We start from the raw sequence: 14,024 nt of genomic DNA on the forward strand, positions 1-14,024 counted from the left end.
GGAGGAGGGGCCAAGCTTGCCATGGCGCGGCGCAGAGCTGAATATCGCAGATCAATACTTGCTTCACACTGGATGTACCGATGCCCGCCAGCTTCAATCCCGACCAGCTGCGTACCAGCCTGTCGCCCCTTGCTGATCGCCAGCCGTTGTCCGCCCAGGGCCAGGCCTACCAGCGCTTCTACGGCCTGGATCTGCCCGCGCGCACTTGGCTGGGTGGCTTCCAGGTGGCGGGCTTCGATCTGGTCGGACAGCTCTGGCTGCCGGAGCAACCGGTGGCGACGGTGTTCCTGCTGCACGGCTATTACGACCACATGGGCCTGTACCGGCACGTGATCGCGTGGGCATTGGGCCAGGGCTACGCAGTGATCGGCTGCGACCTGCCCGGTCATGGCCTGTCCAGCGGCGAGCGGGCCAGCATCGATGACTTCGGCATCTACCAGCAGGTGCTCGATGCACTGTTCGAACAGGCCCGCCTGCTGGAACTGCCGCGACCCTGGCATCTATGCGGACAGAGCACCGGCGGGGCAATCGTGGTCGATCACCTGCTGCACCAGGGTGAACGCAGCCCGGCCGACGGCCAGGTGATCCTGCTGGCGCCCCTGGTGCGCCCACGTGCCTGGCACTGGTCGAAACTGAGCTATCGGGTGCTGCGCCACTTCGTCAGCGGCATCGAGCGGCGCTTCAGTGAGAACACCAACGACCCGGCCTTCCTGCCCTTCCTCGAGGCCGACCCGCTGCAGCCACGGCGCCTGCCGACTGCCTGGGTGGGGGCGTTGATGAAGTGGGTCCGGCGTATCGAAGCCGCGCCGCGCAGCACGCGCCAGCCCCTGATCGTGCAGGGCGAGGCGGACGGCACGGTGGACTGGCCCTACAACCTCAAGGTGCTCAAGGCCAAGTTCGCCGAACCGCAGATCCTCATGCTGCCCGAGGCGCGGCATCACCTGGCCAACGAGCTGCCCGGCATTCGCCAGCGCTACTTCGACTTCATCGGCCAGCGCCTGGGCTGATCACTTCAGCTCGGCGGCATTCTGGCCCACGGCCAGGGCGGCGCGTACCGCTGCCACCGCCGCCTTGTAGTAGGCCTGGCCGTCGGCGGATTCGGCGAAGGTGGCGAATTCCTCCAGCTCGGCGTCCGACAGGTCGCGATAGACGTACAGCAGGGTATTGTTGAGGTCTTCGCCGACCTGGTTCATCAAGCGTTGGCGCTGGCCATCGAGCAGGTTCTGCGCCTGGCCGCCACCGAACAGGCCGGGCAGCATCGAGCTCAGGCTGTCGGCCGCCACGCCGGCGATCGCCAGGCTGACCTCGGCGCCGGCTTCGCGGGCCGGCAGGGCCTGGGCCAGGTGGCCGACGATCAGCAGGCGGTTGTCGCTGGCCTGGACCTTGGGCAGGCCCTTGGCATTCTTGGCCAGCTGGTCCTTGCGCGTGGCCAGCAGCTCGGCGGCCACCACCTTGCGCCCCAGCGGTGACTGGAAGAACGCCAGGGCCGGCGAGGGATTCGCCAGGTTGGCGCGCAGCTGCGCCTGGGCCCGGCGGTCCATGGCCTGGGCCTGGAAGCGCTGGTTGCTGTTGTTGACCAGCGCCTGGTAGACGGCAGGCGGCAGGCTGTTGCGGTAGCGCTGCTGGGCAGCGCTCACGGCATCGTTGAAATGGACGCGCTGGTCGGGCCAGCCGGCGGCCTTGTACAACTGTTCGAGGCTGTCCGCCCAGACAGGCATGGTGCAGATCATCAGCAGAAGCAGGGAAAACAGACGGCGCATTCAGGACTCCTGTCGGCAGGCCGCTATTGTCCTAGGCGTGGCGGGGCTTTGTCGAGTCGCCAGCGGCGCTTCCTGACCAAGTGGCGCTGTGCGAGCGATTGGCGAATGGCTATGATGCGCCATGCACACGCCTTTCGAACATCCGCTGCTGTCGACGATCGTCGACGACCTGGCCACCCGTGGCTGGTCGCAGCAACCTCTCTTCCTGCCCGACGCGCTGTCGCGCGCGCTGGCGGCCGAATGCCGTCGCCGTCACGCCGAGGGCGAACTCAACCCGGCCAGCGTCGGTCGCGGCGCCGCGCAGGAGATCCGCGAGGCGATCCGTGGCGACCAGATCCAGTGGCTCGACCCCGGCGAGTCGGAGGTCTGCGACCGCTACCTGGGCGCGATGGACAGCCTGCGCCAGGCCATCAACCAGGGTTTGTTCCTGGGGCTTGAGGACTTCGAGTGCCATTTTGCGCTGTATCCCCCGGGGGCTTTCTACAAGCGCCATCTCGACCGCTTCCGTGACGACGACCGGCGCATGGTATCGGCCGTGTTCTACCTCAATGAAGGTTGGCAACCGGAGGATGGCGGGCAGTTGCGGATGTTCCTGCAGGACGGTGTCGAGCACGACGTACAGCCGGTGGCGGGCAGCCTGGTGGTGTTCCTGTCGGGTGAAGTGCCGCACGAAGTGCTCCCGGCCGGGCGTGAACGCCTGTCGTTGACCGGCTGGTTCCGGCGCCGTGGCAATGACCCGTTCTGAGCGGCCGAAAGTACTGGTCAGTGCCTGCCTGCTGGGCCAGCCAGTGCGCTATGACGGGCGTGCCAGTGGTCATCCCGACGTCGTGCAGCGCTGGCAGGCCGAAGGCCGGGTGGTGCCGCTGTGCCCGGAGGTGGCCGGTGGCCTGCCGACGCCGCGACCGCCTGCGGAAATTCCGGGCGGGCAGGGCGTTCAGGTTCTGGATGGGCAGGCGCGGGTAGTGACGGTGTCCGGCGACGATGTCAGCGAGGCGTTTCTGGCCGGGGCCAGACGGGCGCTGGAGTTGGTGCGTCGGCATGGCATCCGTGTGGCGGTGCTTAAGTCCGGCAGCCCGTCGTGTGGCAACCTGCAGACCTATGACGGCAGCTTCAGCGGAGTGAAGGTGGCTGGGGAAGGGGTGACCGCGGCCTTGCTGCGTCGCGAAGGGGTGCTCGTGTTCAGCGAGCTGGAGCTGGAAGACGCGCAGCGAGCGTTGGCCAAGGTCTGATCGCCGGGCAAGCCCGCTCCCACGCAATGGTGACCATGACGGCAGCGTGGGAGCGGGCTTGCCCCGCGATGCGGTGTTACTGTCCGGTGGTCGCCTGCTTGGTGCCCTTGAACCATTTGCTTTCCAGGTCGGCCAGACGGCCATCATCCTCGATCCGCTGCAGGGCATTGTTCACAGCCGTCTCGAAAGCTGGATTGCCCTTCTGGTACGGGATCACCAATTTCTGGCCGGCCAGGGCCCGAATGGCGTCGAGCTTGTCGCTCAGTTCGGCATCTTGCTGGTTGAAGGTCATGTCGAATTTGCCGCTCTCCACCCCAGGCAGCACCTCATCGGCGGGCGTCTCGACGAACTCGGCCCGCACATCCAGCTCCTTGGCCAGGGCCTGCCCCAACTCGATCTCGAAGCCGGTCAGGTGTTCGTTCTCCTTGAACGCATAGGGCGGCGCGTCGCCAAGCACGGCGATGCGCAGTTCGCCACGGTCGTTGATTTCGTCGATCAGTTCGGCCTGGGCCAATGGGCTGAACAGTGCCGCCAGCAGAATGCCAATGGTCAAACGCATGAGTACCCCTTTCTTGTTCGGCAGATGAAGTGCATTCGCCGTGGCTTTCTCGTCTGCCCCGGTCGAACGCAGCCTAAGACCTCCAGGTCGCGGCAAGGTTTTCTTCGGCCCTGAAATATTTCTGTCCCTGTTTTTGAACCTCTCCCGGTCGCGTTGGACTATGGTGAAGTACCGCCACACTGCCTTTAAGTGATAGCGGTCAATTGAAGTGAATCACAGGAGAAGTGAATGAAAAGCCTATTTTCGCGTGCTGCCGTCGCCGGTCTGCTGATGGGGGCGTCGGTGTTCGCCAGTGCCGCGGATGCCCTGAAGAGCGAGCAGCCACCGGAAGGCGCCAAGGTCTTCATCGTTTCCCCCGCTGATGGGGCCACGGTCGACAAGACCTTCACCGTCAAGTTCGGCATCGAAGGCATGGACCTCAAGCCCGCGGGCGACCAGACCCCGCACTCTGGCCATCACCACCTGCTGGTGGATGTGGACAAGGCGCCCCTGGCCGACCAGCCGCTGCCCACGAGCCTGATGCCCGAGAACAACGCGCCGCTGCCGGCAGGCCCGCAGGTGCTGCACTTCGGCAAGGCGCAGACCGAGGCAACCATCACCCTCACGCCGGGCAAGCACACCCTGCAGCTGGTGCTGGGCGACAAGTACCACGTGCCGTTCAAGCCAAGCGTCGAGTCGCAGAAGATCACCGTCAACGTGAAGTGACCCGCCGCGCCATCGCCGGCCGGCCAGCTTGCCGGCGATGAGCGCATTGCAGACGGGCAAGCGTTTCAGAATTGCGAGCCAACCACTTCCTGCGCCACGCCCAGAAAAGCCGCCGGCAATCGCGCCTGACGCCGCTCCTTCAGGCAGTACAGGTACTCGTGCATCACCGGCGCCTCCTCCAGCGCCAGCACCCGTAGCTCCGGGTTATGCGGCACCTCGTGGCGGGCAATGATGCTGATGCCGATGTTGCGCAGCACCGCCTCGCGAATCGACTCGCGGCTGCCGATCTCCAGCAAGGCCCCGGCCTTCACATTGGCTTCTTGCATCATCTGCTCGGTCAGTTTGCGGGTGGTCGAGCCTTGCTCGCGCATCAGCAGGCAATGCCCGGCCACCACGTCGATGGACACCGCCTGACGCTGGGCCAGCGGATGATTGCGGTGTACCGCCAGCACCAGCGGATCGGTGCCCAGCACCCGGCGCACCAGGCGCGCATCTTCCAGCAGTTGCGAGGACGCGGCGATATCCACCCGGTAATCCTCGAGCATCTCCAGCACCAGCTGCGAGTTGCCGATTTCCACCGCCACTTCCACTTGGGGCAGGCGCTCGCGGAAGATCTTCACCAGGTCGAGAATGTAGTAGGGCGCCGTGGCGGCGATGCGCAGGCTGCCCTGGGCCTGGCCACTGTTGCGCAGCTCGAACTCGATGTCGGCCTCCTGCTGCAGCAGTGCCTTGACCATCGGCAGCAGGCGCACGCCTTCCTCGCTCAGCACCAGGCGCCGGCCACCGCGGTAGAACAGCTCGACGTTGTACTGGCCTTCGAGATTGCGGATCTGCGTGGTCACCGTCGGCTGGCTGAGCCCGAGCTTCTTTGCCGCCAGGGTGATGCTGCCCAGGCGGGCCACCATGTAGAAGGCTTTGAGCTCGGCGCTCAGCATTGTGGATAACCTCTGTTCTGCGCTGCGGACGCCTATTTGCGCAGCAGGCGCAAGCCGTTGAACACCACCAGCAGGCTCACGCCCATGTCGGCGAACACCGCCATCCACATGGTGGCCATGCCGGCAAAGGTGATTGCCAGGAAGATCGCCTTGATTGCCAGGGCCAGCACGATGTTCTGGGTGAGGATCGCCGCGCTTTGGCGCGACAGCCTGACGAACGCCGGGATTTTGCGCAAGTCGTCGTCCATCAGCGCCACGTCGGCGGTCTCGATGGCCGTGTCGGTGCCGGCGGCGGCCATGGCGAAGCCGATTTCGGCACGGGCCAGGGCCGGTGCGTCGTTGATGCCGTCACCGACCATGCCGACCCGATGGCCCTCGCCGTACAGGCGCTCGATGCTGGCCAGCTTGTCCGCCGGCAGCAGGTTGCCCTCGGCGCGATCAATCCCCACCTGGGCGGCGATGGCCTGGGCAGTGTGGGGATTGTCGCCGGTCAACATGACAGTCTTGATGCCCAGCTCGTGCAGTTCGGCGATGGCCTGGCGGCTGCTGTCCTTGACCGTGTCGGCCACGGCGAACAGCGCCAGCGGGCCGGAGCGGTCGAGCAGCAGCACCACGGTCTTGCCCTGGCGCTCCAGCACATCGAGCTGCGCTTCAAGCTCCGGGGAGCACAGGCCGAGCTCTTCGACCAGGCGATGGTTGCCCAGGTGGTAGGTCTGGCCCCCGATATCACCGCGCACACCGCGACCGGCCAGGGCGGCGAAATCGGTGACTTCGCGCAAGGGCAGGTCCTGTTCCTTGGCGAACAGGGCGATGGCACCGGACACCGGGTGGTCGGAGCGGGCGGCCAGACTGGCGGCCAGGGCTTGGGCCCGGCCTTCGAACAGCGGGTCGAGGACCTTGCTGTCGGTCTGCACCGGCTTGCCGTGGGTGATGGTGCCGGTCTTGTCCAGGGCGAGGAAGTCCAGTTTGCGACCGCCTTCGAGGTACACGCCGCCTTTGATCAGGATGCCCTTGCGCGCCGCCGCGGCCAGGCCGCTGACGATGGTCACCGGGGTCGAGATCACCAGCGCGCACGGGCAGGCCACCACCAGCAGCACCAGGGCGCGGTAGATCCAGTCGAACCAGGCGCCGGCCATGAACAGCGGTGGGATCACCGCCACGGCCAGGGCCACGGCGAACACCACCGGGGTGTAGATGCGCGAGAACTGGTCGACGAAGCGCTGGGTCGGCGCGCGGGCGCCCTGGGCCTCCTCGACGGCCTTGATGATCCGCGCCAGGGTCGACTGGCCGGCGGCGGCGGTGACGCGGTACTCCAGGGCACCGGCCTGGTTGATGGTGCCGGCGAACAGCTTGTCGCCCACGGCTTTCTCGACCGGCAGGCTCTCGCCGGTGATCGGCGCCTGGTCGACGCTGGACTGGCCACTGACCACCTCGCCATCCAGGCCGATACGTTCGCCCGGCCGTACCCGCACCAGGGCGCCGATCGGCACCTCGCGCACGTCGAGCTCGCGCCACTGGCCGTCAGCCTGCTGCACGGTGGCCAGGTCTGGCGCCAGTTGCATCAGGCCGCCAATGGCATTGCGCGCGCGATCCAGCGAGCGTGCCTCGATCAGCTCGGCGATGGTGAACAGCACCATGACCATGGCCGCCTCCGGCCATTGGCCGATCAGCACGGCGCCGGTCACGGCGATGCTCATCAGGGCATTGATGTTGAGGTTACGGTTCTTCAGGGCGATCCAGCCCTTCTTGTAGGTGCCCAGGCCACAGCCGAGGATCGCCGCCAGGGCCAGCACGGCGACCACCCAATCCGGCGCCTTGCCGGAGAAGTGCACGACTTCGGCGGCAATCGCGGCAACACCCGACAAGGCCAGCGGCCACCAGCGGGTCTTGCTCGCCTGGGGCGCATTGGCGCCGCCGTCGTCCTCGGCGGCCAGCGGTTCGGCCTTCATGCCCAGGCTGTCGATGGCCCGCTCGATCTCGGCGGTGCCGGTCAGTGTATGGCGCACGCCAAGCACACGGTTGATCAGGTTGAACTCCAGCTGCTCGATGCCGGCCAGCCTGCCCAGCTTGTCCTGGATCAGGGTCTGTTCGGTGGGGCAGTCCATGGCCTCGATGCGAAAACGACTGAGCTGCGCCTGGGCGCTGGCCTTTTCGGTCAGCTGCACCAAGGCCGGTGCAGCCTTGCTGGCACAGCAGCTGTGGGCGTGGGGCTCATGGTCATGCGCATGGTCATGCTTGTGGTCGGGGCTGACAGGCTGGTTCATGGAATCATCCTTAACTGAGCACTGGCCTCTGCGCAAATCCGCAGAGTGGGTTGTTGCCAAGTGAACACCCTGTAGCCACTATAGGGTCAAGCCCTCTGCTGGAGATTTGCCATGAAGATCGGAGAATTGGCCAAGGCCACCGACTGCGCCGTGGAGACCATCCGCTACTACGAGCGTGAGCAGCTGCTGCCCGAGCCCGCCCGCAGCGACGGCAACTATCGGCTCTACACCCAGGCCCATGTCGAGCGGCTGACTTTCATCCGCAACTGCCGCACCCTGGACATGACCCTCGATGAGATCCGCAGCCTGTTGAACCTGCGCGACAGCCCCGACGGCTCATGCGGCAGCGTCAATGCGCTGATCGACGAACATATCGAGCATGTGCAGGCGAGGATCGACGGGCTGGTGGCGCTGCAGGCGCAGCTGGTGGAGTTGAGGCAGCGGTGCAATGCGCAGGGGGCGGAGTGCGCGATTCTCCAGCAACTGGAGACCAATGGGGCGGTGACGGTGCCGGAAACCGAGCATTCCCATGTAGGCAGAAGCCACGGGCATTGAAAGTACTGGGGGCGCTGCGCCCCCCTTTCGCGACACAAGGCCGCTCCCACAGGTACAGCGCAGTTTCAGGTTCTGCACCGTACCTGTGGGAGCGGCCTTGTGTCGCGATGGGCTGCAAGGCAGCCCCGGCAATCTGAAAAGCTACACCGCCATCGGCGCGGTCATCGGCGCATGGTGCTCGTAGCCTTCCAGCCAGAAGTCGCTTGGCTCGATCTTCTCCAGCCACTCCGGCTCGTACTTGCCGGTCTCGGCGAATGCCGGCACGCGGTCGCTGATCACCAGCTTCGGTGCCGCCAACGGCTCACGCTTCATCTGCTCATTGAGCATGTCCAGGTGGTTCTCGTACACATGGGCATCGCCGATGAAGTAGGTGAACCAGCGCGGGGTGTAGCCGGTCAGGCGGCCGAACAGCGACAGCAGCGCCGCGCCCTCGGTGAGGTTGAACGGCGTGCCCAGGCCCAGGTCGTTGGAGCGGATGTAGAGGGTCAGGGAGATTTCCTTCGTCTCGACATTCGGGTGGAACTGGTACAGCAGGTGGCACGGCGGCAGGGCCATTTCATCCAGCTGGGCGCAGTTCCAGCCGTGGAACAGGATGCGTCGGCTGCCTGGGTCGTTGGCGATGGTGTCCAGGCACTGGCGTACCTGGTCGATGGCCTTGTACAGGATGACGAACGCCTGGCCGTCTTCCTCGTCCTGGGCGATACGGCGGAAACCGGCCTTTTCAGCCATCTCGATGGCTGCCGGGTTGCTCAGCGGGACGCGCTTGTAGCCCGGCCACTGGCGCCATTGCACGCCGTAGATCTCGCCGAGGTCGTCATGGCCCTGGCGGAACGGGTTGGCCAGCCACTGGGCGTTCTCGTTGGCGTTCTGGTCCCAGACCTTGCAGCCCAGCTCGCGGAACTCGCCGGCGTTCTTCACGCCGCGCAAAAAGCCCACCATCTCGCCGATCGCCGACTTGAACGCCAGCTTGCGCGTGGTGATGGCCGGGAAGCCTTTCTGCAGGTCGAACTTGAGCATGGCGCCCGGCAGGCTGATGGTGCGGATGCCGGTGCGGTTTTCCTGCAGCGTGCCGTTTTCGATGACGTCACGGACCAGATCTAGATACTGTTTCATGGCTTACCTGTAGCAAGAACGGCAGGGGGATCGCCCCTGCCGTGAAAATCAGACGGTGGCCTTGGCCGACGGCTTACGGTTGTAGGCCCACCAGATCAGGAAGATGCCGCCGACGATCATCGGCACGCAGAGCAACTGACCCATGGTCAACCAGCCGAAGGCGATGTAGCCCAGCTGGGCGTCGGGTACCCGCACGAACTCCACGATGAAGCGGAAGATGCCGTAGAACAGTGCGAACATGCCGGAAACGGCCATGGTCGGGCGCGGCTTGCGCGAGTACAGCCAAAGGATGACGAATAATGCCACACCTTCGAGGGCGAACTGGTACAGCTGCGACGGGTGACGCGGCAGCTGGGCCGGGTCGCTGAATGGTGGGAACACCATCGCCCACGGCACGTCGGTGGCCTTGCCCCACAGCTCGGCGTTGATGAAGTTGCCGATACGCCCGGCGCCCAGGCCGATCGGCACCAGCGGCGCGACGAAGTCCATCAGCTCGAAGAACGACTTGTTGTTGCGCTTGCCGAACCACAGCGCGGCCAGCATCACGCCGATGAAACCGCCGTGGAACGACATGCCGCCTTTCCACACCTCGAAGATCAAGGTCGGGTTGGCCAGGTACTGGTGCAGGTCGTAGAACAGCACGTAGCCCAGGCGCCCGCCGACGATCACCCCCATCGACAGCCAGAACACCAGGTCGGAGAGTTTCTCGCGGCTCCAGGTCGGGTCGAAGCGGTTCAACCGGCGCGAGGCCAGCAGCCAGGCGCCGCCGATGCCGATCAGGTACATCAGGCCGTACCAGTGGATTTTCAGTGGACCGAGGGCCACGGCCACCGGGTCGATCTGCGGGTAAGGCAGCATTGTCTTTCCTCTAGGTTCAGATAAGGAAGCTCAGTCCGACGCAGAACAGCAGCGCGGCGAACAGACGCTTGAGCACGCTCGGCGACAGCTTGTGCGCCAGACGCGCGCCGTAGCGGGCGAAGAACATGCTGGTGGCAGCGATGCCGACCAGCGCCGGAAGGTAGACGTAGCCCAGGCTGTGGGCCGGCAGGTGTTCCTCGTGCCAGCCCAGCCACATGAAGCCCAGGGCACTGGCCAGGGCGATCGGCAGGCCACAGGCCGACGAAGTCGCCACCGCCTGCTGCATGGGCAGGCTGCGCCAGGTGAGGAACGGCACGGTCAGCGAACCGCCACCGATGCCGAAGATGGCCGAGGCCCAGCCGATCACCCCGCCGGCGGCGGTCAACCCGGGCTTGCCGGGGATGCCGCGGCTGGCCTTGGGCTTGAGGTCCAGGGCCATCTGCGCGGCGATCACCAGGGCGAACACGCCGATGATCTTCTGCAGCATCGGGCCCTGGATGAGCGAGGCGGTCTTGGCCCCGACCAGCGCGCCGAGCAGGATGCCCACGGTCATCCAGGCGAAGATCGGCCACTGCACCGCCCCCTTGCGCTGGTGCTCGCGCACGGCATTGATCGAGGTGAAGACGATGGTCGCCAGCGACGTGCCGACCGCCAGGTGGGTCAGCACCGAAGGGTCGAAGCCCTGCAGGGTGAAGCTGAACACCAGCACCGGCACGATGATGATGCCGCCACCAACGCCGAACAGCCCGGCCAGCACGCCGGCGCAGGCGCCCAACAGCAGATAGAGAGCGAATTCCATTCGTGGCCCCAGTGGAAAACAATCCGGCATGGTAACGGAAGCCAAGCCCGGCGCTCTAGTGAACTCTGTGTCAGATGATGGATAGCGGTCGGCGGCGCGGGTAGAGTGGCCAAAAACACAGGGGACAACCTATGTGCCTGATCGTATTCGCCTGGCGGCCGGGGACGACCCGGCCGCTGATCGTCGCGGCCAACCGCGACGAGTTCTATGCCCGGCCGACACAGGCCCTGGCGGCCTGGGAGGATGCGCCGGGGGTGCATGCCGGGCGCGACCTGGAGGCCGGCGGCACCTGGCTTGGCGTGGGGCCGAACGGGCGCTTCGCCGCGCTGACCAACATCCGCGATCCGCGCCAGCCGCTGGGGCCGCGCTCACGGGGCGAGCTGGTGGCGGCGTACCTGCAGGGCGAGCTGGATGTCGAGGCCTACCTGGACCAGGTGGCCAGCCGCAGTGGGCAGTACTCGGGGTTCAACCTGCTGGTGGGCGATGGCGAGCGGCTGGGCTACCTGCATGCCCGTGAGGCCGCGCCGCGTCTGTTGGCGCCTGGGGTCTACGGGCTTTCGAACGCCGGGCTGGATACGCCGTGGCCCAAGCTGGTGAAGGCGCGTAGCGGGCTTGAGAGTTTGCTTGAGGCCGCCGATCCGCAACGGCTGTTGACCCTGCTGGGCGATGCGCAGCCCGCGTCGGATGGTGAGCTGCCGGAGACTGGCGTGGGGTTGACCACCGAAAGGTTGCTGTCGAGTGTGTTCATCGCCAGCCAGAACTATGGGACGCGGGCGAGCACGGTGCTGATCGTCGATGACCAGGGGCGGCGGCGGATGGTCGAGCGCAGCTACGGGCCGTTTGGCGGGCACCTGGGCGAGGTCAGCCTGGAGGTGTGAGTCCGACCTCATCGCGGGGCAAGCCCGCTCCCACGAGGCTCTTGCAGCAACTTTGTGGGAGCGGGCTTGCCCCGCGATGAGGCCGGTACCGACGATCAGAGGGTCTTGTTAGGCCCGATCATCCGCGCCAGGCCAAGGTTCTTCAGCGCCAGTTGCAGCGAGCTGTGGATAACCTGCGGGTTGTCATGGCTCATGGCGTCGGCCAGCAGTTCCTTGGCTTTGCCCAGGTTGATCTGGCGCAGCATCCACTTCACCTTCGGCAGGTTGGTGGCGTTCATCGACAGGCTGTCGAAGCCCATGGCCATCAGCAAAATCGCCGCGGCCGGGTCACCGGCCATCTCGCCGCAGATGCTCACCGGCTTGCCTTCCTCGTGGGCGACGCTGACCACGGTCTGCAGGGCCTGCAGCACCGCCGGGTGCAGGTAGTCGTACAGGTCGGCGACTCGCGGATTGTTGCGGTCGACCGCCAGCAGGTACTGGGTCAGGTCGTTGGAACCGACCGAGAGGAAGTCGACCTGGCGCGCCAGTTCACGGGTCTGGTACACGGCGGCGGGAATCTCCACCATCACCCCCACCGGCGGCATCGGCACGTCGGTGCCTTCGTCGCGCACCTCGCCCCAGGCACGGTGGATCAGGTGCTGGGCTTCTTCCAGCTCGTGGATGCCGGAGATCATCGGCAGCAGGATGCGCAGGTTGTTCAGGCCCTCGCTGGCCTTGAGCATGGCGCGGGTCTGCACCAGGAAGATTTCCGGATGATCGAGGGTGACGCGGATGCCGCGCCAGCCGAGGAACGGGTTTTCTTCCTTGATCGGGAAGTACGACAGCGACTTGTCGCCACCGATGTCGAGGCTGCGCATGGTCACCGGCAGCGGGTGGAACGCCTGCAACTGCTCGCGGTAGATCGCCAGCTGTTCCTTCTCGCTGGGGAAGCGCTGGTTGATCATGAACGGCACTTCGGTGCGATACAGGCCGACGCCCTCGGCGCCGCGCTGCTGGGCGCGGGCCACATCGGCGAGCAGGCCGGTGTTGACCCACAGCGGCATGCGATGGCCGTCCGGGGTGATGCACGGCAGCTCGCGCAGGGCGTCGAGGCCACGGGCCAGCTGGCGCTCCTCCTCGACCACATCGCTGTACTGCTTGCGCAGCACCTCGCCGGGGTTGGTGAACACCTCGCCCTTGTAGCCGTCGATGATCATCTCGATGCCGTCGGCCTTCGAATAGGGCAGGTCGACCACGCCCATGACGGTCGGGATGCCCATGGCACGGGCAAGAATCGCCACATGGGAGTTGCCCGAGCCCAGTACCGAGACCAGGCCCACCAGCTTGCCTTCCGGCACCTCGCCGAGCATGGCCGGGGTCAGCTCTTCGCTGACCAGGATGGTGTTGTCCTGGTAGACCAGCGACTGCGAACGGGCTTCCTGCAGGTAGGCCAGCAGGCGCCGGCCCAGGTCCTTGACGTCCGAGGCGCGCTCGCGCAGGTAGTCATCGTCCATCAGCTCGAAGCGGTTGACGTGCTCGCCGACCACCTGGCGCAGCGCGCCCTGGGCCCACTGGCCGGTCTTGATGACCTCGACCACCTCGCCACCGAGGGCGGCGTCCTCGAGCATCATCAGGTACACGTCGAACAACGCGCGCTCTTCGGGCCGCAGCTGGGTGGCGAGCTTGGCCGACAGCTTGCGCATGTCCTCGCGCACGCCTTCAAGGGCGTTGTTGAACAGCTTGAGTTCGTTGTCGATGTCCTCGACGGTGCGGTCCGGCACCACCTCGAGGTCGGCAGGCGGCAGCATCACCACCGAGCGGCCGACGGCGGCGCCTGGAGAGCCCGGCACGCCGACGAAGCGGGCTTCCTGGATACCCTTGCCCTGGCGCCCCAGGCCGCGGATCGAACCGGTCGCCTCGGCATGGGCGATAACCCCGGCGAGCTGGGCGCTCATGGTGACCAGGAAGGCCTCTTCGCCTTCGTCGAACTGGCGGCGCTCCTTCTGCTGGATGACCAGTACCCCCACCACGCGGCGGTGGTGGATGATCGGCGCACCGAGGAAGGAGGCGAATTTCTCTTCGCCGGTCTCGGCGAAGTAGCGATAGCGGGGGTGGTCGGCGGCGTTCTCGAGGTTCAGTGGCTCCTCGCGGGTGCCGACCAGGCCGACCAGGCCTTCATTGGGGGCCATGCTGACCTTGCCGATGGAGCGCTTGTTCAGGCCCTCGGTCGCCATCAGCACGAAGCGGTTGCTGTCCGGGTCGAGCAGGTAGACTGAGCAGACCTGGCTGCCCATCGCCTCCTTGACGCGCAAGACAATGATACCCAACGCCGTCTTGAGATCTTTGGCGGAGTTCACTTCCTGGACGATCTTGCGCAGCGTATTGAGCAT

14 protein-coding genes are annotated in these 14,024 nt (G+C 66.0%); 6 read left to right on the forward strand and 8 right to left on the reverse strand.

The genetic code is table 11. From position 1 onward, the window contains the following. The first annotated feature begins 80 nt into the window (after nt 1-80). Nucleotides 81-1,007, forward strand: a complete 927-nt coding sequence (gene bipL, locus AC25ND_RS07160; RefSeq protein ID WP_236179563.1) for a phospholipase BipL — start codon at nt 81-83, stop codon at nt 1,005-1,007. Here bipL and AC25ND_RS07165 read toward each other — a convergent pair whose 3' ends face one another. After that, on the reverse strand, nt 1,008-1,760 hold the full coding sequence (locus AC25ND_RS07165) for a DUF2059 domain-containing protein (RefSeq protein ID WP_028688511.1): 753 nt from the start codon (nt 1,758-1,760) through the stop codon (nt 1,008-1,010). It lies immediately after the preceding gene. 121 nt (nt 1,761-1,881) lie between these two features. Between AC25ND_RS07165 and AC25ND_RS07170 the strand changes: the two genes are divergently transcribed. Both AC25ND_RS07170 and AC25ND_RS07175 read left to right on the forward strand, forming a co-directional pair. Beyond that, nucleotides 1,882-2,505, forward strand: coding sequence for a 2OG-Fe(II) oxygenase (locus AC25ND_RS07170; RefSeq protein WP_028688510.1), 624 nt, complete (start codon nt 1,882-1,884; stop codon nt 2,503-2,505). Beyond that, nucleotides 2,492-2,989, forward strand: a complete 498-nt coding sequence (locus AC25ND_RS07175; protein WP_028688509.1) for a 2-thiouracil desulfurase family protein — start codon at nt 2,492-2,494, stop codon at nt 2,987-2,989. The genes AC25ND_RS07170 and AC25ND_RS07175 overlap by 14 nt, the downstream gene beginning before the upstream one ends. Before the next feature lie 76 nt (nt 2,990-3,065). Here the strand turns inward: AC25ND_RS07175 and AC25ND_RS07180 are convergent, their stop codons facing one another. Further along, the gene (locus tag AC25ND_RS07180) at nt 3,066-3,548 is read right to left on the reverse strand and encodes a transporter substrate-binding domain-containing protein (RefSeq protein ID WP_028688508.1); all 483 of its coding nucleotides are present in this window, start codon (nt 3,546-3,548) and stop codon (nt 3,066-3,068) included. Nucleotides 3,549-3,776: 228 nt separating this feature from the next. On the opposite strand from AC25ND_RS07180, the gene AC25ND_RS07185 reads away from it, so the two are divergent. Further along, nucleotides 3,777-4,253: a DUF4399 domain-containing protein gene (locus tag AC25ND_RS07185; RefSeq protein WP_062359824.1), complete on the forward strand. Its 477-nt coding sequence runs from the start codon at nt 3,777-3,779 to the stop codon at nt 4,251-4,253. A 65-nt stretch (nt 4,254-4,318) separates the two neighbouring features. On the opposite strand, the gene AC25ND_RS07190 is transcribed toward AC25ND_RS07185, so the two are convergent. Beyond that, a complete protein-coding gene (locus AC25ND_RS07190) occupies nt 4,319-5,188 on the reverse strand; it encodes a LysR family transcriptional regulator (protein WP_028688506.1) in 870 nt (289 codons plus the stop codon). Nucleotides 5,189-5,220: 32 nt separating this feature from the next. After that, a complete protein-coding gene (locus AC25ND_RS07195; protein WP_486976196.1) occupies nt 5,221-7,452 on the reverse strand; it encodes a heavy metal translocating P-type ATPase in 2,232 nt (743 codons plus the stop codon). A 111-nt stretch (nt 7,453-7,563) separates the two neighbouring features. Here AC25ND_RS07195 and cadR point away from each other — a divergent pair, with 111 nt between their 5' ends. After that, a complete protein-coding gene (cadR, locus tag AC25ND_RS07200; RefSeq protein ID WP_028688504.1) occupies nt 7,564-8,007 on the forward strand; it encodes a cadmium resistance transcriptional regulator CadR in 444 nt (147 codons plus the stop codon). Between the two features lie 141 nt (nt 8,008-8,148). Here cadR and AC25ND_RS07205 read toward each other — a convergent pair whose 3' ends face one another. From AC25ND_RS07205 to AC25ND_RS07215, 3 genes are read right to left on the reverse strand one after another with little or no spacing between them, the layout of a single operon-like run. Further along, nucleotides 8,149-9,120: a thymidylate synthase gene (locus AC25ND_RS07205; RefSeq protein WP_028688503.1), complete on the reverse strand. Its 972-nt coding sequence runs from the start codon at nt 9,118-9,120 to the stop codon at nt 8,149-8,151. 48 nt (nt 9,121-9,168) lie between these two features. After that, complete coding sequence (lgt, locus tag AC25ND_RS07210; RefSeq protein WP_050707398.1) at nt 9,169-9,978, reverse strand: prolipoprotein diacylglyceryl transferase; 810 nt, start codon at nt 9,976-9,978, stop codon at nt 9,169-9,171. Between the two features lie 16 nt (nt 9,979-9,994). Continuing rightward, nucleotides 9,995-10,777 carry a sulfite exporter TauE/SafE family protein gene (locus tag AC25ND_RS07215; RefSeq protein ID WP_486976197.1) on the reverse strand — a complete coding sequence of 261 codons (783 nt, stop codon included), beginning with the start codon at nt 10,775-10,777 and terminating at the stop codon, nt 9,995-9,997. 131 nt (nt 10,778-10,908) lie between these two features. Here AC25ND_RS07215 and AC25ND_RS07220 point away from each other — a divergent pair, with 131 nt between their 5' ends. Next, a complete protein-coding gene (locus AC25ND_RS07220) occupies nt 10,909-11,655 on the forward strand; it encodes an NRDE family protein (protein WP_182321925.1) in 747 nt (248 codons plus the stop codon). 95 nt (nt 11,656-11,750) lie between these two features. Here the strand turns inward: AC25ND_RS07220 and ptsP are convergent, their stop codons facing one another. Beyond that, entirely contained in the window at nt 11,751-14,024 is a 2,274-nt protein-coding gene (gene ptsP / locus AC25ND_RS07225; RefSeq protein WP_028688499.1) for a phosphoenolpyruvate--protein phosphotransferase, read from the reverse strand.

The organism is Pseudomonas sp. P110(2024) (genome assembly GCF_057480795.1).